This window comes from Phytopseudomonas daroniae (assembly GCF_004327285.1).
Classification (GTDB): Bacteria; Pseudomonadota; Gammaproteobacteria; order Pseudomonadales; family Pseudomonadaceae; genus Aquipseudomonas; species Aquipseudomonas daroniae.
Map to the genome: position 1 here is coordinate 129,497 of NZ_QJUI01000014.1, position 21,283 is coordinate 150,779.

The window sequence follows — 21,283 nt, forward strand, 5'->3', positions numbered from 1 at the left end:
ATGAAAAAGAGCATTTCTGACTACACCGAAGCGCAGTTCATTCAATTTCTTCAAGAGATTCGTGCTGCGAACAAGAGCGCATCTGACGAAGTACTGGGCGAACTGCTTGAGCAATTCAGGCTGCTTACAGAGCACCCTGACGGCACTGACTTGATATATTATCCGGAAGCTGGTGCAGACAACTCAAACGAAGGCATCACTGAAACTGTAAAGAAATGGCGCGAAGCAAATGGTCTTCCAAGCTTCAAGCCTCGTTTCTAAGCAGTTGGAGGCATGCAAATTAAAAGGGCCGTCTTTGATGGCCTTTTTTATTTGGTGACTTTGAAATACTCCTGCGTTGCAGCGACTACCGTATTGGGCCAGACAGGCCTAACAACTGGTTCAAATCGCTCGCTACGCTCACTGGGACGGGCTAAAGCCCGCCCCTTAACCAAACGTTAGGCAAATACAAAGCCATGGAATCCAAAGTCACCTTTCGACCCGTCGACATAGCCCCTCAGCTTATTGCGTATGGCGAACCTGAAGCGGCTGAAAAGCTCATGCAGCTTGACGACTCTTCGCTTCACAAAATTGGAGCCCTCGCATTTGATAATTATCTTGTGCCAAAAAAAATTCTATACAAAGCCGTCTGTTTGGCAGTCGTCGAACACCTTGAAGGCACAAAAAGAGAATTGCGTAGAAAAAAACGAGTACACCCAAAAACAAGTAGCCCGGATGTGTGTGGACAACGCGAAGCTTGTCCGCCCTTGTTTCAAACACCGCAAGCCAGACAAGGGTTTTCGAAAGCGAGTATCGCAATGGTGGATGGAAACGGCGTTATCGACCCTACTCGCTCAAGATCGGGTGCCAGACATTGTGAGAGGCAAGAAGAAGGCGTTAGTGCCCAGTCGTAGGATGGGTAAAACCCATTGGCAATTGATGGGTTTCACCCATCCTACAAGCCCAAAATGCAGGCATCCGATTTTGCAATCGGGTACAGGAGCTGGCCGGTGAGAGGCAGGAAGGTGGCGGGAGCAAACGTAGGGTGGACAACGCTCTTTTTGTCCACCATTGCGATGGTAGAGCGGTGGACGGGTCGGGCCGCGTAGGTGAAGCGTCGTCCACCCTACGACAGGCCGCTTATGCCTACCCACGCATAGCGTAGCGACTCTACCTCCCGGCAAGCGCCACCTCGGAGCCCTCTTTCACTCCAGGTGTCGCGCGCTTGCTCAGCTCGTCGGCCTGCCTACCCAGGTACCAGCCGAGTGCTCCCCAGACCAATGCGCAGACGGCTCCTGTCAGCGCCACCAGCACCGCGCCCTGGCCGAGCATGTCCAGACCACTCTTCACCCAGCCGCTGATCGCATCGCCGGCCCGATAGACGACCGTGTCGATAAAGCCCTTCGCCTTGTATTTGCTCTCGGCGTCCAGCGGCGCGAAGAGCATTTCCCGTCCAGGCCTGACAAAGGCGTACTCACCAATGCGTCTGACGATCATCAGCGCCGCCAGCATGGCGAACGTCGGTGCCAGGGCGAGACCGATAAAGCCCACGCAGACCAGCACCGGCACGATCGCCAGCAGCATGCGCACGCCCATCTTCTGCGCGATACGTCCGGTGATGAACAACTGCGACAGCAAGGCGCCGGCCTGCACGATCACGTCGATGATGCCGAATACCCTGATCTGCGACTCGCGATCAGGAAAGCGCTCGGCCACCAGGCGTGCCTGCTCGAAGTACAGAAAGGTCGTCACGGTCGCGAGCAGCACGACGAACCCGGCTATCGCCAACAGGTAAGGGGATTGCATGACCCGAGTCAGGCCGCTGAACGGGTTGCCTGTCACGGGCTTGCGGGTGCTCTCCGTCGGTGCGGCGCCCGGTCTGCCGGCGCCACCGACTTCTCGCCAGCGCATCAGCGGTGCCTTGAGCGCCAGGGCGATGCCCAGTAGCACAGCCGCCAACAGCATCAGCCCGGACTGGCCGACCATCCCGACCAGCAGCGCACTCATCGCCGGTCCGACCAGGCCGCCGACACTGGCGCCGGCGGCGATGAACGCGAACAGCCGCTTGGCCTGACGCCCGTCGAACACATCGGCCATCAGGCTCCAGGCCACCGAGACCACGAACAGGTTGTAGACCGAGATCCACACGTAGAACACTCGCGCCAGCCAGACGTTTTCATCGCTGAGCTGAAACAGCCCGGCGAATGCCAACAGGTTCAGGCAGAAGAACCCGTAGACCCAGTCGACGAAGTGAATACGTGGCACCCGCGAGCTGAGCCAGGCGAACAACGGCACGGCCACCAGCATGACCACGAAGGTGGCGGTGAACAGCCATTGCAGGTTCTCGATACCGGCCATGATGCCCATCGACTCGCGAATGGGCCGTAACATGAAATAGCCGGAGAACAGGCAGAAAAACAGGGCGAACCCCGCAAGCGCGGGACTCAGCTCGTGGCGTTCGGCGTTGATGGCGACGCCGAGGCGCCGCACCAGGGTTGCTGACAGCATGATGACGCTCCTGCCGCGAGGCTCAGGGGTAGCTGACACCGGTCAACTGCTCGGCAACCGTCCACAGGCGAGCCGCTGCCGCTGCGTCCTGCGCCGCGGCAGGCACGCTGGCCAGCCCCAGCGGCCCGCGCTTTTCTTCCTCGCCGATCGGCCCGTAGTAGGCACCGCCCTGCGCGTCGGGAGCAGTGGCTGCGTACAGGGTCGGCAATGCCCCCTGGGCAGCGGAGTGGTAGCGTTCGCGATCTTTGGCCCAGTTACGTCCGAAGTCGCTGTCCAGCCCTGGGCCGCGCTCGATCAGCTCGGTCACGGCAACACCGGGGTGCGCGGCAATGCTCTGGATCCCCCAACCTTGCGCCTCGCTGCGGCGTTGCAGCTCGAAGGCCCACATCAGGCCGGCCAGCTTGGACTGGGCATAGGATGCATAAGGGTTGTAGGCCTGCTCGGATTGCAGATCCGCGAAGTTGATGCTGCCGCGCGCGACCGCGATGCTGGCCAGCGTGACCACTCGAGGGGAGTCGCTCTTGCGCAACAGCGGCAGCACATGGCCGGTCAGCGCGAAGTGCCCAAGATAGTTGGTGGCCAGCTGCAGCTCGAAGCCATCTGCTGAAGTGGCTCGCTCTGGCGGCGCCATCACGGCTGCGTTATTGATCAGGCCATCGAGGCGCGGCAAGGTCGCATTGAGGCGTTCGCCCAACGCCTTGACCGATGCCAGGTCGGCCAGATCGACCGCCTCGAACTGCACTTGGGCACCACGAACTTCCTGTTTGATGCGGGCAATGGCTTCCTTGCCGCGCTCTGGATTGCGTGCGGCAATCACCACCTCGGCGCCGGCCGCCGCCAGGGCCTTGGCATCTTCATAGCCCATGCCGCTGGTGCCGCCGGTGACCAGGAAGATACGCCCACTCTGCGAAGGCATATCCGTCAGGCTCCAGTCCGGCTTGGGCAGGCTTTGCGCCACGGCGCTTCCGGCTTCGAGCACGCAGCTCAATGCCAGGCCAAGCGTAGCCAACGCATTGCGCCACGCCGCGCGGGTGGCAGGTATGGGTTGCATCGGTAGGGTATTAATCATTGTTGGATCCTCACACGGGTAGTGACCTGACGAACCGCTGCAAAGCGGTACGCCGACGTGAGGCATTGTTCACCCTTGGATTACCGCCGATAAGCCGCATTGAAATGGACGCTATGTACGCCCAGTCGTACAATCCACTTTTCCTCCTCGGAGCACGGCCATGCGCCAGCCCAACCTGACGGATGTCGCACTGTTTGCAGCGGTCGTGGAGGCCGGCGGCTTCCGGGTGGCGGCGCAGAAGCGTGGCATGTCCGCCTCATCCATCAGCGATTGCGTACGCCGACTGGAAAGCGACCTGGGCATCAGGCTGCTCAACCGCACGACCCGCAGCGTGTTTCCGACGGAAGTAGGCGCTCGCCTGCTGGAACGGCTGCGCCCTGCCCTCGAGGAAATAGGCGCGGCCTTCGACGACCTCGATGACAATGCGCTACGCCCGGTTGGCACCCTGCGCCTCAACGTACCGGTTCCAGTCGCGCGCTTCGTACTGCCTCACCTGATCCCCACTTTCCTCGAGCGCTATCCCGGAGTGAGTGTCGAAGTGGCTATGGACAACACCTTCATCGATGTCATCGCTGCCGGCTACGACGCAGGGGTACGCTACGAGGAAAGTGTCGCCAAGGACATGATCGCGGTGCCCATCGGCCCTCGTCGACAGCGCTTCGTGGCAGTGGCATCGTCCGGTTATCTGGAGAAAAACGGCACGCCGCTGCATCCCCGCGACCTGCTCAACCATCGCTTGATCGGTCATCGTTTCGAGAGCGGCAAGCTGGGTGTGTGGGAGTTCGAAAAAGACGGCGCCATCGTGCGCGTTCCGCCGCAGGGGCCGCTCATCACGTCCTCTACCGATCTGAAAATGCAAGCTGCGGTCGAAGGCGTGGGGATCGTCTACACCTTCGAGGAATATCTCAGGCCACTGATTGACCAGGGAGCGCTGTTGCCGGTATTGGAAGACTGGTGGCAGGCATTCGATGGCCCTTACCTGTATTACAACGACCGCCGGCACGTGCCTTCGCCGCTCAGGGCATTCGTGGATTTTCTCAAGGCTGAAACCCAGGCTACGGCATCGTAGACGTAGAATGGGTCGAGCCGCGCAGATGAGCGGCGCCTTGCAGGGTAGATACGGAGACCTCCTTTCTTGGAGCACCGTGTAACCCATCAGACGATATTCGGCGTTGCGACGATGATGGGTTACAGCGCAGCCACTAACCGGTCGATGCTCAGCTACTCGGTAGCGCCTAACCCATCCTGCGGGCTGCGTTCGCCCATACAGTCTGGCTCCTCCACACAGCGGTGAGCAGACGAAGCGTTTTCCAGCCAGTTTTGGATAAGCATGCTTGGGTGCATAACACGACGATTACGCGCCCCCGATCCCCCACCCCATCGGCCGGCAAACGGATCACCGCGCACTGGCCTGCTGGCGGCAGCTGCAGCGGCGTCGTAGAGCGTATCTGCTTCATTTCATGACGCACGGTTTCAGCCACCCGCGCCTCGGCTTATCATGCCGTCCATGATCAAAGACCCGTTCCAACGCCTGAACCTCGACCGCGAGGTGCTCAGCGTCAGCCAGCTCAACAACCGCGCTCGCCTACTGCTCGAAGATGTCTTCGGCGGCATCTGGGTCGAAGGCGAGATTTCCAACCTCGCGCGCCCTGCCTCCGGGCATGTCTATTTCACCCTCAAGGACAGCCAGGCCCAGGTGCGTTGCGCCCTGTTCCGGCAGAACGCCGCGCGGGTACGTCAGGCACTGCGTGACGGCCTGGCGGTCAAGGTGCGCGGCAAGGTCTCGCTGTTCGAGGGCCGTGGCGACTACCAGTTGATTCTCGACTCCGTGGAGCCAGCTGGCGATGGCGCCCTGCGCCTGGCCTTCGAGGCCTTGAAGGAGAAGCTCGGCGCCGAAGGCCTGTTCGCGGCCGAACGCAAGAGCCCCCTGCCCGCTCACCCGCGGCGCATCGGCATCATCAGCTCGCCCACCGGCGCGGTGATCCGCGACATCATCAGTGTGTTTCGCCGCCGTGCTCCGCAGGTCGAACTGAGCCTGATCCCCACCGCCGTGCAGGGTCGCGAGGCCACGGCGCAGATCGTCCGTGCCCTGAAACTGGCCGACGCCCAGGGCTTCGATGCGCTGATCCTCGCCCGCGGCGGCGGTTCGCTGGAAGACCTCTGGTGTTTCAACGAAGAGGCCGTCGCACGCGCCGTGGATGCCTGCGTCACACCCATCGTCAGCGCGGTCGGCCATGAAACCGATGTGTCGATCAGCGATTTCGTCGCGGACGTGCGCGCCCCTACGCCGTCAGCCGCCGCCGAACTGCTGGCGCCCCATAGCGATGATCTGGCGCAGCGGGTCACGGTGTTGCAGCGCCGCCTTACTCTGGCTATCAATAGCCGTCTGGCTCGCGAGCGCATGCGTCTCGACGGCCTCACCCGGCGCATGCGCCACCCCGGCGAGCGGCTGCGTCAGCAGGCCCAGCGCCTCGACGATCTCGACATGCGCCTGCGCCGCGCGTATGCGCAGCAGGTCAATCAGCGCGCCCACAAGCTCGCGCAGTTGCAGGCGCGCCTGGCCGGACAGCATCCGGGTCGTCACCTGAAGCTGCTGCGCCAGCGCCTCGACAGCCTCGCCGAGCGTCTGCCAAGGGCCATGAAGGAAGGCCTCAAGGCGCGTCGCCTGCTGTTGCAGAGCCAGATGCAGACGCTGCACGTGGTCAGCCCTCTGGCGACCCTCGGGCGTGGCTACAGCATCCTGCTCGACGACCGTGGCCGGGCCATTCGCAGTGCCGCCGCCACCCAACCGGGGCAACGCCTCAAGGCACGCCTGGGTGAAGGCGAACTGGACGTACGCGTCGAAGACAATCACGTCGCGCCTGTCACGCTTTCGCTGCTGGACTGAGGAACATGATCACCCTCGCATCGCCCGCAAGCGGGTTCCTACACGATGCAGAGAACTCACACGACCCCGTAGGAGCCGGGGGGCGCCTTGCCCTTGCCGGCAATTGGTAGCCGTACCGTGGTTTCGCAAAATGCCCACCCTCGCCCTGACAGTGTTTTTCTAATTTCTAAGTCTCGATAAAAAGGAAAATCAATGCGCCCCCTGCTGTTGCTGATTACTCTCTGCCTCGCTCTGCCCGCCCATGCCGAAGGATTCATCAGCCGCCTGCTGAACAAACCGGTACCTGGCGGCGTTGCCGTGGTCGACCTCGGTGTCTCGGCCAACGCACCCAGCGCAACCTACCAGGGCAAACCGGTATTGGTGATCCACGAAGACCAACAACGCTGGATCGCCATCGTCGGCATTCCCCTGAGCGTGAAACCCGGCACCCAGCAGATCGAGTCGGCCGGCCAGCGTTTGAGTTTCCAGGTGGGCAGCAAGACATACGTCGAGCAGCGCATCACCATCAAGAACCAGCAACAGGTCAATCCCAACGCCGCCAACCTCAAGCGCATCGAGCGGGAACTGGCCGAGCAGACCCGCGCCTACCAGCAGTTCAGCCCCCGCCAGCCGAGCAACCTGCTGTTCGACAAACCGGTCAACGGCCCGCTGTCGAGCCCCTTCGGCCTGCGCCGTTTCTTCAATGGCGAGGAACGCAACCCGCACTCCGGGCTGGATTTCGCCGCCAACCGTGGCACGCCGATCAAGGCCCCTGCGGCTGGCAAGGTGATCCTGGTGGGCGATTATTTCTTCAACGGCAAGACCGTTTTCGTCGACCACGGCCAGGGGCTGATCAGCATGTTCTGCCACCTGTCCGAGATCGGCGTGAAGGTCGGCGACGAGCTGCCACGTGGTGGCGTACTCGGCAAGGTCGGCGCCACCGGCCGCGCCACTGGGCCGCACCTGCACTGGAACGTAAGCCTCAACGATGCGCGGGTCGACCCGGCGATCTTCATCGGCCAGTTCAAGCCCTGATGCCTTGACTAATACAGACTCAACTCATGCGTTCTAGACTGGTCGATATGTCGTGCCCACCCGGTTCGAGGTGAAGAGCGGCATCAATAGCAGCGGGAGCATGCAATGGATTTCAAGGACTACTACGCCGTACTCGGTGTTGCCGAGGATGCCGACGAGAAAGCCATCAAGACGGCCTATCGCAAACTGGCGCGCCAGTACCATCCCGATGTCAGCAAGGAAAGCGACGCCGAAGACAAATTCAAGGAAGTGGCCGAAGCCTACGAGGTACTGCGCAGCCCGGAGAAGCGGGCCGAGTACGACCAGTTGAAACGCTACGGGCAAAGCGGCCAGCCCTTCGAAGCGCCGCCAGGCTGGCAGCCTCGCGGCAATCCGGGGGGCGCTGGCGAACACTTCGACGGCGACTTCTCCGACTTCTTCGAATCCCTGTTCGGCGCCCGGCGCCAGGGCGGCGGCGCGCGCCAGGCGCAGCGGGGCCAGGATGTGGAAATGGAACTGCCGCTGTTCCTCGAGGAGATCCTCGGCGAGCAGAACAAGAGCATCCGCTACACGCTCCCCGAATACGATGAATTCGGCCGGCGTGTCGGCAGCCAGGACAAGAGCCTGAACGTCAGGATTCCCGCCGGTGTCGCCAACGGCGAGCGGATCCGCCTCAAGGGGCAAGGCACTCCGGGCCTTGGCGGTGCGGCGAACGGCGACCTGTACCTGCAGGTACGCCTGGTGCCGCATCCGTTGTTCGATGTCGAAGGCCGGGATCTGCTGCTCACCGTACCGCTGGCGCCCTGGGAAGCAGCGCTCGGTGCCAAGGTGGAAATCCCCACGCTGGGCGGGCGTCTCAACCTGAGCATCCCGGCCAATAGCCAGACCGGGCAGCGCTTGCGCCTCAAGGGCAAGGGCCTGCCGGAGAAACAGGCCACCGGCGATCTCTACGCGGTGCTCAAGGTGGTCATGCCGAAATCGGCCGATGCGACCACCCAGGCGCTGTGGAAACAGCTGGCCGACGCCGATTCCTTCGATCCACGGGCCGACTGGAGCAAACGCGCATGAACGACGTCCTGATCGTACAGTTGAGCCTGGAAGAATGCTGCCAGGCCACTCACCTTTCCGTGGAGACCCTGATCGAACTGGTCGAACACGGCATCGTCGAGCCCCAGGGGCCCGAGCCGCGCCACTGGCGCTTCGACAGCGAGGCACTGAGTGTGCTGCGGCATGCCGCCCGCCTGCGCCGCGAACTGGAGCTGGACTGGGCGGCGATCGCCCTGGCCCTGGATCTGCTCGCCGAAGTGAAGACGTTGCGTGCGGAAAACCAGCGATTGCGGCGCCGGCTCGAGCGCTTTACCGACTGAAAACAGCCGCTCGATCGCTGTGCACCTACGAGCAACGGGACTTCGCCCTGCCGCGCGTCCCGCTCCCCCATTGCGCCTCCGCGCTGCCGCGCGGGGGCGTTCTTCACGGTGCACACCCGGCATCACTTGCCCGGCTTGGGCACCTTCTCCAGGCGATGCAGTTCGCCGATCAGACAATGCTCGGGAAAGCCGCTGCCGTCGCGCGAGACGATGCGATCCAGACGCGTCAGCGAGCCCACGGTGGTGCTGAAGCCCAGGTTATTGCTGAAGCTCAGGTTGCGGCAGGGCCGGGAAAAGGTCACCAGATGGGCACGCCCGGGGCCGTCGTCGAGAATGATGTGAGTCTTGTCCAGGTACTGCCAGCCGTCGATCCGGTAACTCTGGATGGAGTCCACCGGCTCGCCCTCGCGGTACCCCAGTTTGGCCAGGCGCTCCGGCAACGGCAGGCTCTCGTCGCGCACGGGTGATTGTGAGCAGGCGGCCAGCGCCAGTCCGGCGAACAGTACGGCGGCGTATTCAAACCTTTTCATCTTCCTGCCTCTCCAGCGAAGCGATTCTCTATACAGACCCGAATGTAACCAATGGTTCGCATACGATCATCGGCAGGCTGCGTTTGCTATCGTACGCGCCTGCCGCACTCTGGCCTGCGCGGCAAGCTGCCATGAAACAAGCGAGGAACGCGATGAAAGAGCAATACCAAGCCACATTGGAGTGGCTACAGAATTACCCCGAACTGCATACGCTGATCAGCCTGAGCCTGCTGATCCTCGGCGCCTGGATCGCCAACTGGATCGTCAAACGCATCCTGGTGCGTGGCCTGTACCGTGCACTGAGATCGACCAGCATCGGCCAGGACAAGGTGCTGGCCGATGCCCATGTAGTCAAGCGCCTGGCCAATATCGTTCCGGCGCTGATCCTGGCCAGCGGTATCAAGGTGGTTCCGCATTTGCCAGCTGCGGTGGTCACGGTGGTGGACAACGTCTGCAGCGCGTTCATCATCCTCACCATCGCCTTGGCCATCGGCGGTGCGCTGAACCTGATCAACACGCTCTACCAGCGCCGTCCCAATGCCCATCTGAAGCCGATCAAGGGCTATGTCCAGGTCGTCACCATCGTCATCTATGTGCTCGCGGCGATTCTCATGGTCGCCGCGCTGATCGACCGCTCGCCGCTGATCCTGCTCTCCGGCCTCGGCGCCATGGCCGCGGTACTGATGTTGATCTTCCAGGACACCCTGCTGTCGTTGGTGGCCAGCGTGCAGATTTCTTCCAGCGATATCGTCCGCGTCGGCGACTGGATCGAGATGCCGCAACTGAATGCCGATGGCGACGTGATCGATATCGCCCTGCACACCGTCAAGGTGCAGAACTGGGACAAGACCATCACCACCATCCCGACCAAACGCTTCATCAGCGACCCGTTCAAGAACTGGCGAGGCATGCAGGAGTCCGGTGGTCGCCGGATCAAACGTGCCATCTACCTGGATCAAACCAGCGTGCGTTTTCTCAGCCCGGACGAAATCGCCCACCTGCAGCGCTTCCTGCTACTCGGCCAATACCTGAGCAACAAGCAGAGCGAATTGCTCAGTTGGAACGCCGAACTGGCCGAGGCCGCCCAGGAACCGGCCAACACGCGCCGGGTGACCAACCTCGGCACCTTCCGTGCCTACGTGGAGCACTACCTGCGCCAGCATCCGGGCATCAACCAGAACATGACGCAGATCGTCCGCCAGCTGCAGCCCACCGCCGACGGCCTGCCGCTGGAGCTGTACTGCTTCACCAACACCGTGGCCTGGGTGCCGTACGAGGGCTATCAGTCGGATATCTTCGATCACCTGCTGGCGATCCTCCCGGAATTCGGCCTGCGGGTGTTCCAGCACCCGAGCGGTGCCGATATGCGCGAACTGCGTCCGACCCTGCACACCGGGAGCTGAATGGCAGAAACCGGGCGTGCCGGGATGCCAGGTCTTCCATCGCAATACAGCGACTTAAATAACGAAAATACCGCAATAAAAAACCACCAATGATTCATCATTGGTGGTTTTCACCAATTTTTCAGGCAGGCTTGCCAGCTTTCCCCTCACTGGGTAGGGTTAGCCACATGAACGTCTCGCAAACCCTCATCCTTCTCCGGCAACACGCCAATCTCTGCCTGGTCGCTCAGCGACTGCGTGGCTGAATCGAACGTCCTCATCCCCTTCTTCATCTTTTGTTTTCAGTACGGCCACCGCAGGCCCTCGCCCTCAGGATTTTTCAATGAGCATGCTCAAAGACCCGTCGCAGAAGTACCGTCCGTTCACTCAGATTCAGATTCCGGATCGCACCTGGCCGGACAAGATCATCGACCAGGCGCCGATCTGGCTGTCCACCGACCTGCGTGACGGCAACCAGTCGCTGATCGAGCCGATGGATGCCGAGAAGAAGATGCGCTTCTTCAAGTGTCTGGTGGACGTGGGCCTGAAGGAAATCGAAGTGGGCTTCCCGTCCGCCTCGCAGACCGATTTCGACTTCGTGCGCGAACTGATCGAAGGCGGCCACATTCCCGACGACGTCACCATTCAGGTGCTGACCCAGGCCCGTGACGATCTCATCGAGCGCACCTTCGAATCGCTCAAGGGCGCCAAGAAAGCCATCGTTCACTACTACAACGCCTGTGCGCCGAGCTTCCGCAAGATCGTCTTCAACCAGGACAAGGCCGGCGTCAAAGCCATCGCCGTGGCCGCCGGCACCACCATCAGGCGCCTGGCCGATGCCGCACCGGAAACCGCGTGGGGCTTCGAATATTCGCCTGAAGTGTTCAGCTCCACCGAAATCGACTTCGCCGTCGAGGTGTGCAATGCGGTGATCGAGGTGTTCCAGCCGACTCAGGCGAACAAACTGATCCTCAACCTGCCCGCCACCATCGAGTGCGCTACGCCGAACAACTATGCCGACCAGATCGAATGGTTCGGCCGTCATATCGACAAGCGCGACAGCGTGCTGATCAGCGTGCACACCCACAACGACCGCGGCACTGGCGTTGCAGCCTCGGAGCTGGCGGTGATGGCCGGCGCGGATCGCGTCGAAGGCTGCCTGTTCGGTAACGGCGAGCGTACCGGCAACGTCTGCCTGGTAACCCTGGCGCTGAACCTCTACACCCAGGGCGTCGACCCGCAGCTGAACTTCTCCGACATCGACACCGTGCGCAAGGTGGTCGAGGAATGCAACCAGTTGCCGGTGCACCCGCGTCACCCTTATGTCGGTGATCTGGTGCACACCGCGTTCTCGGGCTCTCACCAGGACGCCATCCGCAAGGGCTTCGCCCAGCAGAAGGAAGGCCAGGTGTGGGAAGTGCCGTACCTGCCGATCGATCCGGCCGATATCGGCCGCGATTACGAGGCGGTGATCCGCGTCAACAGTCAGTCCGGCAAGGGCGGCATCACCTTCCTGCTCGAACAGGAATACGGCATCAACCTGCCGCGTCGCATGCAGATCGAGTTCAGCCAGGTCGTTCAGGGCGAGACCGATCGCCTGGGCCTGGAAATGACTGCCGGGCAGATTCATGGCCTGCTCGAACGCGAATACCTGCAAGCCAAGGCGCCTTATGAGCTGAAAGGCCACCGCCTGCAGGAAGAGAACGGCGACAGCAACGTCGAGGTGCAAGTGCAGGTGGACGGCACAGTGCAGCGCTGGACCGGCGCAGGCAAGGGAGCGCTGGAAGCCCTGGTGTCGAGCGTACCGTTACCGGTGGAAATCATGGATTACCACGAGCACGCGATTGGCGGTGGCGCCAACGCCAAAGCGGCCTGCTACATCGAGATCCGTCTCGACGGCCAACGCCCGCTGCACGGCATCGGTATCGACGAGAACATCACCACCGCGAGCTTCCGCGCCCTGTTCAGCGCCCTCAACCGCGCCGTTCGCCAGGCCGACGGGAAAACCCAGGCAGCCTGACGGTCAGCCTGTAACCGACAAAGGGACGCCGCGGCGTCCCTTTGTCGTTTCTGCAATCTATGAATCGCAGGCAAGACACGCTCCTCCAGACACTGAACCGCGAAGGTGAACGTGATTTCGCTCGTTAGTGGCAAGCCAATCTCGGTTGAAGCATTGACCGTCTAGCGTCGCTTGCGTCTGGCACTTCGGCTGCCATCAAGGCTACAACCGTCAATCTTGTCGAAGCGCCTGAAGGTAGGCACAGAACATGTTGGCCATCGCATCGGCATAGGCTTTGATTTCGGCCTTGGTTCGCCGAGTTTGGGAAAAGCTGTTACCCACGCTGCTGAGCGTCGTGAAAATGAGATCGCCCGCCAGATCGCGGGATGCAGCGGACGCCTTCGGCAAGGCTTCCATCATGAAGGCATCGATCATCTGATCGCCTTCGGCCCGGGCCTGGCGCGCCTCCGGGCTGTCGCGATAGAGCGGAGCCGCATCATTGAGCGCACCGCGAAGCTCGGCTTCTTCGCACTCGGAGCGAAGGAAGGCATGCACGAGGGTACGCAGGCGCTCCAAGTGCGGCGTACCGGCATCTTCGAGGATGTTTCGCAGCATCTTGGCCGTCTGCATCCACTCATCGACCTGAAGACGGAACAGGATCGATGCCTTGTTGGGAAAATACTGATAGATCGACCCGACGCTGACGCCGGCCTTCTCGGCGACGCGCGCCGTGGTGAATCGGGTGACGCCTTCCTGGGCCAGAATCTGGGCGGCGGCCTCCAAGATGGCTGTGACCAGTTCGGTCGAACGCGCCTGCTGGGGTTGCTTGCGCGAGGATATCTGCGGACGGCTGCGAGTGGTCATGGTGGTGTGGCGCAAGTCTCGGTGCACGGAAATCCGATCGGGTTACCGCATCCTTAAATGCGATTAATTATTCGCATAGTAGCGCAGCATGGATCATCGCCTCAATCCTTGAACGGCCGTTGTGGTCGCCGGAGCACACGCACACTGGCGGCTCCCTGATACCTCCCTGGGGGCGCCCCTCTCAAGGCGCGTCCCCATCATGCGTTGCAATGAAGCCCCCGATTTCCTGACGAAAAACCTGAGTCTTCGGCATCTCTCCGGTCTCGGTGGACACGACTTGATCATCTCAACCACCGTGTTTTCAGGGGATACCCAGTGATTCGCACCTCGGTTCGGGATGGAAGAAAACGCGAACTCCAATGCGAATTTCTAACCTGAAGGGTTCGTCATATTATTTCCCTAATGCGAATTATTAATCGCATTTCAGGTGGCTCACCCCCAAAGCCCTTCCTCCCCCCCCAACCTGGATAGGACAACTCCATGACCTCAACACTGACCAACGCACCGCTGGCGCCCTTGCTGGATCGCCTGTTCAAGCAAGCCGAGCAGGCGACCAGTCCTGCACTGGCTGGCATCTCCCGCGAGGAACGCGAGCTCCTGATGAGCAGCAAGACCGAATACCTCGACTTCTATAGCCGCGCCAAGGACTTGTGGCTGCCCGTTTCGCGCGAGACCGGGGTGCTGCTGTACCAACTGGCACGCAGCACGAACGCGCACAACATCGTCGAGTTCGGCACCTCGTTCGGACTCTCGACCCTGTACCTGGCGGCGGCGCTGCGCGACAACGGCGGCGGTCGCCTGATCGGTAGCGAGTTCGAGCCATCGAAGGTCGCCAAAGCTCGCCAGCATCTTGTCGAAGGCAGAGTGGACGACCTGGTCGAAATCCGCGAAGGCGATGCCCTGAAAACGCTGGCCACCGGCCTTCCCGAGTCCATCGACCTGCTACTGCTCGATGGCGCCAAGTCGATCTATTGCGAAATTCTCGATCTGCTCGAAAACCGCCTGCGGCCCGGCGCTCTGATCGTTGCCGACAACGCCGACTACAGCCCGGAGTACCTGGCGCGTGTGCGCTCCCCGGAAAACGGCTACCTGTCCGTACCGTTCGGCGAGGACGTGGAACTGTCGATCCGGCTGGCCTGAATCGACATCCAAACAGGAGATTTCGCAATGCACGTATTTGTCACGGGTGCCACGGGTTGGGTCGGCTCTGCCGTGGTCGAATATTTGCTCGCTGCCGGCCACCAGGTCACGGGCTTGGCCCGCTCCACCGCCAAGGCGGACTCGCTCACTGCGACGGGCGCGAAGATCGTCCATGCCACGCTCATCGATCTGGATCAGCCCGGCTACTGCGTCGGCTGACCCGCAATATTGGCTTTCCAGGTAATCCCATGTCCCCAAAACAAACTCGACCTTCGCCGACTCCGGCGATGACATCATCTTCCAGTGCCAATGTCTTCGTGACGTTGCTGCCCATTACGCTGGCGGTCTTCATCGCCTTTCTCACCATCGGGTTGCAGATGCCGGTACTGCCGCTGCACCTGCACGAAACCCTCGGCGTGGGCACGCTGGTGATCGGCCTGGTCATCGGCTTGCAGTTCGTCGTGGCTCTACTGTCCCGCCCGTGGGCGGGCAATCTTGCTGACCTGCGCGGCGCCAAGCGCGCGGTGATCATCGGCTGCCTGTTTACAGCCGGTTCTGGCTTGGCCTATCTGGCCTCACTGGCCTTCGCGGCGGCACCGGCCACGTCGGTATGGATCGTGGTACTGGGCCGCATCCTGCTGGCTCTGGGCGAAAGCCTCATTGTCACCGGAGCGCTGGGCTGGTCCCTCGGATTGGTCGGGCCGCAGAACGCGGGCAAGGTAATGGCTTGGGTCGGCATTGCGATTTATGCCGCCTATGCACTGGGTGCCCCCCTCGGTGTCGCGATAAACGCTCGGTGGGGCTTTATCGGCATTGCGGTGTCCGTGATGGCGCTGCCTGTTCTGGCTGCGGCCTTGGCGTCGGGCGTGCGCGCAGTCGCGCCTTCGGCAACCCGTAGAACACCGTTCTACAAGGTGCTGGGCGCGGTGTTCTGGCCTGGGATGGGACTGGCGCTGTCCAGCGTGGGTTTCGGCCTGATCACGGCCTTCATTGCCCTATTGTTTGCGGCCAAGCAGTGGGGTGACTCATCGCTGGCATTCACTGCCTTCGGATTGGCCTTCATTGGCGCACGCCTTTTCTTCGGCCATCTGCCGGACAAATTGGGGGGCGCGAAGGTGGCGCTGGTGAGTGTCGCCATCGAGGCGGTCGGGCAGTTGTTCATCTGGGGCAGCGATACAGCATCTATCGCTTACCTGGGTGCGGCGCTGACTGGATTCGGATACTCGCTCGCCTTTCCTGGCTTTGGCGTGGAAGCCGTGCGCCGCGCGCCGCCGCAGACCCGCAGCCTGGCGATGGGTGCTTATGTGGCGTTCCTGGACATCGCGCTGGGCATCACGAGCCCACTGGCCGGCGCATTGGCCAGTGCACAGGGGGTTGCCTCGGTCTATCTGGCGGGAGCCATCACCGTCGCGTTGGCACTGGTCATCGCCTTCCGACTGCTTTCCGATAGGCCGGCAACGACAGGACAGGCTGACAACGGGAGAGCGCCATGAAATTACTTTCCATCCTCGACAAGCCAGTTACTGGATCACGCGCCGAGCCTGTTCGACGGTCAACTCCCAGACACAGGCGTGCGGCGTTCGCCCGCGTTGGCGCGATACTGGGACATGAACACCTTGCGCTCGGCAGGTGTAATTTTGCAAAGGAAACCGGGCACCAGGGTATCGCGCAACTCGACGGCCTACGCCTGGAGCCAGTGTTGAAGTCATCATGAAATTGAAAGGTGCGCGGCATCATCGACAGTGCAGCCGAGACTTGACGTTCGCCCTCAAATGAAACATCGTAAGTTACATAAGAGTCAGAACCAGCGTTTCTCTGATTATGCGTACTTCGCGACAGATGATCGGGAAGCCCGACATGCCTCCGCACCAAGGCAATTTCATAGCGCCATGACACGTCAGATGGAGCCATCCAATGAATCCGTTTTCCGATTCAACGCTCGTATCCACCTATGCCGAAAGAACGGCGAAGATCGTACCCGGCCTGCACGATCTGCATGCAATGGCGAGCATATTGCTGGCCGAATACGCACCTACTGACGCACGTATCCTGGTTCTCGGCGCTGGTGGGGGGCTGGAGTTGAAGGCCTTTGCCGAGCGGCAGCCGGACTGGCGTTTCGACGGAGTGGATCCGTCTGCAGAAATGCTGCAATTGGCTGACAAGATCCTTGGCCCGCTCGCGTCGCGCGTACGCTTGCACGAAGGCTATATCGACACGGCTCCTGTGGGGCCTTTCGATGCCGCAACCTGCCTGCTGACCCTACATTTTCTACCGCAAGCCGAACGTCTCGAGACACTGCAGGCCATCCACCAGCGGCTGAAACCCGGTGCCCCACTCGTCGTTGCTCACCACAGTTTCCCCAACGAAGGCAGTGATAAGGACAAATGGCTTTCGCGCTACATGGCGTTCGCGAACGCTGCCGGAGGGCTCAAGGAACCTGCGCAAAGCAGTGTTGCCTCGATCAGGAACCGGCTTCCTGCGCTCTCACCGGAACAGGATGTGGATCTGCTCCGTGAGGCGGGATTCGGGCAGGTCGAGATGTTCTACTGCGCGTTCACATTCAAGGGTTGGGTGGCTTATAAAACGTGAATGCGGCATTGGCATGCAATGAGCCAACCCTTATCGCGTGTCCGCCCTTCCCTCGCCGGCTTCGAAGACGCTTAGCGCGCTTGACGCTGCTGGGCATACGCCTGGCATGCATCGCGGAACGCCTGGAACAGCTTCAGCGACTCCGGGTTTTCGGCGAAACGCCACTCCGGGTGCCACTGCACGCCGATCAGGAAACCGGGCGAATCCGGCACCGACACCGCCTCCACCAGGCCATCGGGCGCCCGGGCCTCGATACGCAGGCTGTCGGCCAGACGATCGATACCCTGGCTGTGCAGGGAGTTGACCTGAAACTGCGACGGCAGGCCGATACGCTCGAACGCCCCGCCCGGCTGTACGGTGACCGCGTGCTGCGGCGCGTACTGCTCGGCGACCGACTCGCTTTGCGGCTCACGATGATCCAGATAGCCCGGCAGTTCCTGGACGCGCTGGTGCAGGGTGCCGCCGAGGGTCACGTTGAGCTCCTGGAAACCGCGGCAGATGCAGAACACCGGCACGCCCTTCTCGATGGCCAGGCGCAGCAGCGGCAAGGTATTGGCGTCGCGACGCGGGTCGTGTTGAGTGCCTTCGATGCTGGGCGTGCCCTGGTAATGGCGTGGCTCGACATTGGAGGGCGAACCGGTGAACAGGATGCCATCCAGTTGATCGAGCAGTTGATGCGGATCACTCGGCGTGCTGCGCGCCGGCAGTACCAGCGGCAGGCCAGCGTAAGCTGCCGCCTCGACGTATTTGTCGCCGACGGTGTGCGAATCGTATTTACCAAGTTGCTGCCGGCAGGCAGTAACGCCGATCAGGGGCATACGGGTCATGTTGACTCTCCGCAATGTGACTTGAAACCTGTTCACGAATCTTTATCTGCTCGTGAAGCACGGGATAGAACGACAAATTGGGCGCTACGTGGACAACGCTCTTTTTGTCCACTATTGCAATGGTGGACGGATCGGGCCGCGCAGGTGAAGCGTCGTCCACCCTACGAAAGCTGCTCCCATCATCAACAGGCTAAATCCCCAGGCGATCACGCAACTGGTAGTAAACGGCGCCCAGGGCCGTGAACGGCACGCGCAGCAAACGCCCGCCAGGGAACGGGTAATGCGGCAGGCCGGCGAAGGCGTCGAAACGCTCGGCCTGGCCGCGCAGGGTTTCGGCCAGCACCTTGCCGGCCAGGTGCGTGTAGGTCACGCCATGGCCGCTGCAGCCCTGTGAGTAGTAGATGTTGTCGCCGATGCGGCCGACCTGGGGCAGGCGCGACAGGGTCAGCAGGAAGTTGCCCGTCCAGGTGTAATCGATCTTCACGTCCTTGAGCTGCGGGAAGGTCTTGAGCAGCTTGGGTCGGATGATCGCTTCGATGTCCGCCGGGTCGCGGGCACCGTAGACCACGCCGCCGCCGTAGATCAGGCGCTTGTCGGCGCTGAGGCGGTAGTAGTCGAGCAGGTAGTTGCAGTCTTCCACGCAGTAATCCTGCGGCAGCAGGCTATGGGCAAGCTCGTCCGACAGCGGCTCGGTGGCGAGTACCTGGGTACCGCAGGGCATCGATTTGGCCGCCAGCTCCGGCATCAGACCGCCAAGGTAGGCGTTGCCTGCCACCACCACGAACTTGGCCTTCACCTGACCGTTCGGCGTGTGCACGACGGGCTGCGGGCCACGGTCGATGCGGGTGGCCGGGCTCTGCTCGTAGATCGCGCCCCCCAGGGACGCCACTGCAGCGGCTTCACCCAGGGCCAGGTTGAGCGGGTGGATATGGCCGCCGCTCATGTCCAGCATGCCACCGACATAACGGTCGGTGCCGACCACTTCGCGGATGCGGCGCTCGTCCATCAGCTCCAGTTGGGTATGGCCGTAGCGCTCCCAAAGCTTCTTCTGAGACTCGAGGTGGCCCATCTGCTTGGCGGTGATGGCAGCGAACACGCCACCATCCTTCAGGTCGCACTGGATGCCGTACTTGGCGACCCGCTCACGGATGATGCGCCCGCCTTCGAAGGCCATCTCGCCAAGTAGTTGTGCCTGGCGCGCGCCGACCTGACGCTCGATGACGTCGATGTCGCGACTGTAGCTGTTGACGATCTGCCCACCGTTACGCCCCGAGGCACCGAAGCCGACCTTGGCGGCCTCCAGAACGGTGACGCGAAAGCCATGCTCGAGCAGGAACAGCGCCGTGGACAGGCCCGTGTAACCGGCGCCGATGATGCAGACATCCGTCTCGACGGATTCGCCGAGCGTGGGGTAGTCGACCCGCGGGTTGCGCGAGGCGGCGTAGTAACTGTCGACGTGTTGAGTCATGTGAAACTCCCTAAAAACTCCAAAGTTTCCGCTCTGGATATGAACCCTATCGAGACATCGCGAGCCAGAGCTAGGCAAGGCGCTACGTTAGTGACAGCCTCCGGGCGGTCAAGGCAGGCAAGGAAGCGGGCTGGTCGCATGCACCCGCCTCGACATCCAGGCTGCAGTGGCGCTGCTCCCAGTCCTGGCGGGTGATGTCTGTCATGCTCGCCGCTCCGTCAGACCGTGTGCAGGTACCAGTTGTACTCAAGATCGGAAATGGTCGTCTCGAACTCGTGCATTTCCGCTTCCTTGCAGGCGACGAAGATGTCGATGTACTCCGGGCGGATGTACTTGTTCATCACTTCGCTGTCGTCCAGTTCGCGCAAGGCATCGCGCAGGTTGTTCGGCAGGCTCTGCTCCAGTTGCTCGTAGGAGTTGCCCGCGATCGGCTCGCCCGGCTCCAGCTGGTTGGTCAGGCCGTGGTGAATACCGGCGAGGATCGACGCCATCATCAGGTACGGGTTGGCATCGGCGCCCGCGACGCGGTGCTCGATACGAATGGCATCGCTGCTGCCGGTGGGTACGCGTACCGCCACGGTGCGGTTATCCAGGCCCCAACTCGGCGCGTTCGGCACGTAGAACTGGGCGCCGAAACGGCGGTACGAGTTGACGTTAGGGCACAAGAACGCCATCGAAGCAGGCATGGTTTCCAGAATGCCGGCGATGGCATGGCGCAGCGGTGCGTGCTGCTCCGGGTCATCGGTGGCGAAGATGTTCTCGCCGGTTTTCTTGTCGAGCAGCGAGATGTGCACGTGCAGGCCGTTGCCCGCCTGACCGGGGTAGGGCTTGGCCATGAAGGTCGAGTCCATCTCATGGTCGTAGGCGATGTTCTTGATCAGGCGCTTGAGCAACACGGCGTAGTCGCAGGCCTTGATCGCGTCCTCGACGTGGTGCAGGTTGACCTCGAACTGCGCCGGGGCGCTTTCCTTGACGATGGCGTCGGCCGGCAGATCCTGCTCCTTGGCGGCTTCGAGCATGTCCTGCAGGCAATCGACGTATTCGTCGAGATCGTCGATCAGGTAGACCTGAGTGGAAATCGGGCGCTTGCCGGAAATGGGCGAACGCGGCGGTTGCGGACGGCCGTTCACGTTCTCCTGGTCGATCAGGTAGAACTCCAGCTCGAAGGCCGCGCAGATGGTCAGGCCGAGTTCGTCGAACTTCTCCACTATCTGACGCAAGACCTCGCGGGGATCAGCGAAGAACGGCTTGCCGTCCAGCTCGTGCATGGTCATCAGCAACTGTGCGGTCGGGCGCTTCTGCCAGGGCTCCTTGCACAGCGTGTCGGGAATCGGGTAGCAGATACGGTCGGAGTCGCCGATATCCAGGCCGAGACCAGTGCTTTCCACGGTCGAACCGTTGATGTCCAGGGCGAACAGCGACGCAGGCAGATTGACGCCCTTTTCATAGACCTTGTGCAGGCTGGCGCGCTCGACACGCTTGCCGCGCACGATGCCGTTCATGTCGGTGATCAGCAGATCGACGTACTGAATCTCCGGGTGATCCTTGAGAAAGGTGTTCGCCTCGTTGAGTTGGACGACACGGGGGATAACCGAAGTCATGGAAAATCATTCCTTTTGGCTCGGCGCGCCCGAGGAAGACATCTCACGAGCCTGGCGCCTCTTATTCTGGGTATTTGATT

Annotated in this window: 20 protein-coding genes and 1 pseudogene; 13 read left to right on the forward strand and 8 right to left on the reverse strand. The window is 61.8% G+C overall.

What is annotated here, in order from left to right:
• Both DNK06_RS16940 and DNK06_RS16945 read left to right on the forward strand, forming a co-directional pair.
• Positions 1 to 261, forward strand: a complete 261-nt coding sequence (locus DNK06_RS16940; RefSeq protein WP_131181165.1) for a bacteriocin immunity protein — start codon at positions 1 to 3, stop codon at positions 259 to 261.
• 194 nt (positions 262 to 455) lie between these two features.
• Complete coding sequence (locus tag DNK06_RS16945) at positions 456 to 893, forward strand: hypothetical protein (protein WP_131181166.1); 438 nt, start codon at positions 456 to 458, stop codon at positions 891 to 893.
• A gap of 256 nt (positions 894 to 1,149) precedes the next feature.
• On the opposite strand, the gene DNK06_RS16950 is transcribed toward DNK06_RS16945, so the two are convergent.
• Positions 1,150 to 2,487, reverse strand: a complete 1,338-nt coding sequence (locus tag DNK06_RS16950) for an NTP/NDP exchange transporter (RefSeq protein WP_131181167.1) — start codon at positions 2,485 to 2,487, stop codon at positions 1,150 to 1,152.
• Positions 2,488 to 2,509: 22 nt separating this feature from the next.
• The gene (locus DNK06_RS16955; RefSeq protein ID WP_242674692.1) at positions 2,510 to 3,538 is read right to left on the reverse strand and encodes an SDR family oxidoreductase; all 1,029 of its coding nucleotides are present in this window, start codon (positions 3,536 to 3,538) and stop codon (positions 2,510 to 2,512) included.
• 178 nt (positions 3,539 to 3,716) lie between these two features.
• On the opposite strand from DNK06_RS16955, the gene DNK06_RS16960 reads away from it, so the two are divergent.
• The 5 genes from DNK06_RS16960 (at position 3,717) to DNK06_RS16980 (ending at position 8,803) form a co-directional block, all read left to right on the forward strand.
• A complete protein-coding gene (locus DNK06_RS16960; protein WP_131181169.1) occupies positions 3,717 to 4,625 on the forward strand; it encodes a LysR family transcriptional regulator in 909 nt (302 codons plus the stop codon).
• 438 nt (positions 4,626 to 5,063) lie between these two features.
• Positions 5,064 to 6,443 carry an exodeoxyribonuclease VII large subunit gene (gene xseA / locus DNK06_RS16965; RefSeq protein ID WP_131181170.1) on the forward strand — a complete coding sequence of 460 codons (1,380 nt, stop codon included), beginning with the start codon at positions 5,064 to 5,066 and terminating at the stop codon, positions 6,441 to 6,443.
• Between the two features lie 192 nt (positions 6,444 to 6,635).
• Positions 6,636 to 7,457, forward strand: coding sequence for a peptidoglycan DD-metalloendopeptidase family protein (locus DNK06_RS16970; RefSeq protein WP_131181171.1), 822 nt, complete (start codon positions 6,636 to 6,638; stop codon positions 7,455 to 7,457).
• A 105-nt stretch (positions 7,458 to 7,562) separates the two neighbouring features.
• Positions 7,563 to 8,504, forward strand: a complete 942-nt coding sequence (gene cbpA / locus DNK06_RS16975; RefSeq protein WP_131181172.1) for a curved DNA-binding protein — start codon at positions 7,563 to 7,565, stop codon at positions 8,502 to 8,504.
• A complete protein-coding gene (locus DNK06_RS16980) occupies positions 8,501 to 8,803 on the forward strand; it encodes a chaperone modulator CbpM (RefSeq protein ID WP_131181173.1) in 303 nt (100 codons plus the stop codon). Before cbpA ends, DNK06_RS16980 begins: the two co-directional genes overlap by 4 nt.
• Before the next feature lie 122 nt (positions 8,804 to 8,925).
• Here DNK06_RS16980 and DNK06_RS16985 read toward each other — a convergent pair whose 3' ends face one another.
• Positions 8,926 to 9,333 carry a DUF6491 family protein gene (locus tag DNK06_RS16985; protein WP_131181174.1) on the reverse strand — a complete coding sequence of 136 codons (408 nt, stop codon included), beginning with the start codon at positions 9,331 to 9,333 and terminating at the stop codon, positions 8,926 to 8,928.
• Between the two features lie 152 nt (positions 9,334 to 9,485).
• On the opposite strand from DNK06_RS16985, the gene DNK06_RS16990 reads away from it, so the two are divergent.
• Together DNK06_RS16990 and leuA are read left to right on the forward strand one after the other, a co-directional pair.
• Complete coding sequence (locus tag DNK06_RS16990) at positions 9,486 to 10,736, forward strand: mechanosensitive ion channel family protein (RefSeq protein ID WP_131181175.1); 1,251 nt, start codon at positions 9,486 to 9,488, stop codon at positions 10,734 to 10,736.
• Positions 10,737 to 11,058: 322 nt separating this feature from the next.
• Entirely contained in the window at positions 11,059 to 12,735 is a 1,677-nt protein-coding gene (leuA, locus tag DNK06_RS16995) for a 2-isopropylmalate synthase (protein WP_131181176.1), read from the forward strand.
• A gap of 210 nt (positions 12,736 to 12,945) precedes the next feature.
• On the opposite strand, the gene DNK06_RS17000 is transcribed toward leuA, so the two are convergent.
• A complete protein-coding gene (locus DNK06_RS17000; RefSeq protein WP_131181177.1) occupies positions 12,946 to 13,578 on the reverse strand; it encodes a TetR/AcrR family transcriptional regulator in 633 nt (210 codons plus the stop codon).
• Between the two features lie 480 nt (positions 13,579 to 14,058).
• Here DNK06_RS17000 and DNK06_RS17005 point away from each other — a divergent pair, with 480 nt between their 5' ends.
• The 3 genes from DNK06_RS17005 to DNK06_RS17015 all read left to right on the forward strand — a co-directional run bounded on the left by DNK06_RS17005 (position 14,059) and on the right by DNK06_RS17015 (position 16,211).
• Positions 14,059 to 14,718 (forward strand): O-methyltransferase, encoded by a 660-nt coding sequence (locus DNK06_RS17005; protein WP_131181178.1) that lies wholly within the window; start codon positions 14,059 to 14,061, stop codon positions 14,716 to 14,718.
• Between the two features lie 27 nt (positions 14,719 to 14,745).
• On the forward strand, positions 14,746 to 14,937 hold the full coding sequence (locus DNK06_RS17010) for an NAD-dependent epimerase/dehydratase family protein (protein ID WP_131181179.1): 192 nt from the start codon (positions 14,746 to 14,748) through the stop codon (positions 14,935 to 14,937).
• A gap of 68 nt (positions 14,938 to 15,005) precedes the next feature.
• The gene (locus DNK06_RS17015; protein ID WP_207389996.1) at positions 15,006 to 16,211 is read left to right on the forward strand and encodes an arabinose transporter; all 1,206 of its coding nucleotides are present in this window, start codon (positions 15,006 to 15,008) and stop codon (positions 16,209 to 16,211) included.
• Between the two features lie 65 nt (positions 16,212 to 16,276).
• Here the strand turns inward: DNK06_RS17015 and DNK06_RS25345 are convergent.
• Positions 16,277 to 16,396: pseudogene (locus DNK06_RS25345) on the reverse strand (integrase); the annotation flags it as partial.
• A gap of 236 nt (positions 16,397 to 16,632) precedes the next feature.
• On the opposite strand from DNK06_RS25345, the gene DNK06_RS17025 reads away from it, so the two are divergent.
• Complete coding sequence (locus tag DNK06_RS17025) at positions 16,633 to 17,307, forward strand: class I SAM-dependent methyltransferase (RefSeq protein WP_131181181.1); 675 nt, start codon at positions 16,633 to 16,635, stop codon at positions 17,305 to 17,307.
• Positions 17,308 to 17,378: 71 nt separating this feature from the next.
• On the opposite strand, the gene DNK06_RS17030 is transcribed toward DNK06_RS17025, so the two are convergent.
• From DNK06_RS17030 to DNK06_RS17040, 3 genes are all read right to left on the reverse strand, one after another.
• Positions 17,379 to 18,134: a gamma-glutamyl-gamma-aminobutyrate hydrolase family protein gene (locus tag DNK06_RS17030; RefSeq protein ID WP_131181182.1), complete on the reverse strand. Its 756-nt coding sequence runs from the start codon at positions 18,132 to 18,134 to the stop codon at positions 17,379 to 17,381.
• 190 nt (positions 18,135 to 18,324) lie between these two features.
• Positions 18,325 to 19,602 carry an NAD(P)/FAD-dependent oxidoreductase gene (locus DNK06_RS17035; RefSeq protein ID WP_131181183.1) on the reverse strand — a complete coding sequence of 426 codons (1,278 nt, stop codon included), beginning with the start codon at positions 19,600 to 19,602 and terminating at the stop codon, positions 18,325 to 18,327.
• Positions 19,603 to 19,820: 218 nt separating this feature from the next.
• Entirely contained in the window at positions 19,821 to 21,203 is a 1,383-nt protein-coding gene (locus DNK06_RS17040; RefSeq protein WP_131181184.1) for a glutamine synthetase family protein, read from the reverse strand.
• Between the last annotated feature and the right edge of the window lie 80 nt (positions 21,204 to 21,283).

What these genes read in the sequence shown, in the direction of transcription:
- DNK06_RS16940 (WP_131181165.1), top strand. Translation starts at nt 1, where the DNA reads ATGAAAAAGAGCATTTCTGACTACACCGAAGCGCAGTTCATTCAATTT.
- DNK06_RS16945 (WP_131181166.1), top strand. Translation starts at nt 456, where the DNA reads ATGGAATCCAAAGTCACCTTTCGACCCGTCGACATAGCCCCTCAGCTT.
- DNK06_RS16950 (WP_131181167.1), bottom strand. Translation starts at nt 2,487, where the DNA reads ATGCTGTCAGCAACCCTGGTGCGGCGCCTCGGCGTCGCCATCAACGCC.
- DNK06_RS16955 (WP_242674692.1), bottom strand. Translation starts at nt 3,538, where the DNA reads ATGCAACCCATACCTGCCACCCGCGCGGCGTGGCGCAATGCGTTGGCT.
- DNK06_RS16960 (WP_131181169.1), top strand. Translation starts at nt 3,717, where the DNA reads ATGCGCCAGCCCAACCTGACGGATGTCGCACTGTTTGCAGCGGTCGTG.
- xseA (WP_131181170.1), top strand. Translation starts at nt 5,064, where the DNA reads ATGATCAAAGACCCGTTCCAACGCCTGAACCTCGACCGCGAGGTGCTC.
- DNK06_RS16970 (WP_131181171.1), top strand. Translation starts at nt 6,636, where the DNA reads ATGCGCCCCCTGCTGTTGCTGATTACTCTCTGCCTCGCTCTGCCCGCC.
- cbpA (WP_131181172.1), top strand. Translation starts at nt 7,563, where the DNA reads ATGGATTTCAAGGACTACTACGCCGTACTCGGTGTTGCCGAGGATGCC.
- DNK06_RS16980 (WP_131181173.1), top strand. Translation starts at nt 8,501, where the DNA reads ATGAACGACGTCCTGATCGTACAGTTGAGCCTGGAAGAATGCTGCCAG.
- DNK06_RS16985 (WP_131181174.1), bottom strand. Translation starts at nt 9,333, where the DNA reads ATGAAAAGGTTTGAATACGCCGCCGTACTGTTCGCCGGACTGGCGCTG.
- DNK06_RS16990 (WP_131181175.1), top strand. Translation starts at nt 9,486, where the DNA reads ATGAAAGAGCAATACCAAGCCACATTGGAGTGGCTACAGAATTACCCC.
- leuA (WP_131181176.1), top strand. Translation starts at nt 11,059, where the DNA reads ATGAGCATGCTCAAAGACCCGTCGCAGAAGTACCGTCCGTTCACTCAG.
- DNK06_RS17000 (WP_131181177.1), bottom strand. Translation starts at nt 13,578, where the DNA reads ATGACCACTCGCAGCCGTCCGCAGATATCCTCGCGCAAGCAACCCCAG.
- DNK06_RS17005 (WP_131181178.1), top strand. Translation starts at nt 14,059, where the DNA reads ATGACCTCAACACTGACCAACGCACCGCTGGCGCCCTTGCTGGATCGC.
- DNK06_RS17010 (WP_131181179.1), top strand. Translation starts at nt 14,746, where the DNA reads ATGCACGTATTTGTCACGGGTGCCACGGGTTGGGTCGGCTCTGCCGTG.
- DNK06_RS17015 (WP_207389996.1), top strand. Translation starts at nt 15,006, where the DNA reads ATGACATCATCTTCCAGTGCCAATGTCTTCGTGACGTTGCTGCCCATT.
- DNK06_RS17025 (WP_131181181.1), top strand. Translation starts at nt 16,633, where the DNA reads ATGAATCCGTTTTCCGATTCAACGCTCGTATCCACCTATGCCGAAAGA.
- DNK06_RS17030 (WP_131181182.1), bottom strand. Translation starts at nt 18,134, where the DNA reads ATGACCCGTATGCCCCTGATCGGCGTTACTGCCTGCCGGCAGCAACTT.
- DNK06_RS17035 (WP_131181183.1), bottom strand. Translation starts at nt 19,602, where the DNA reads ATGACTCAACACGTCGACAGTTACTACGCCGCCTCGCGCAACCCGCGG.
- DNK06_RS17040 (WP_131181184.1), bottom strand. Translation starts at nt 21,203, where the DNA reads ATGACTTCGGTTATCCCCCGTGTCGTCCAACTCAACGAGGCGAACACC.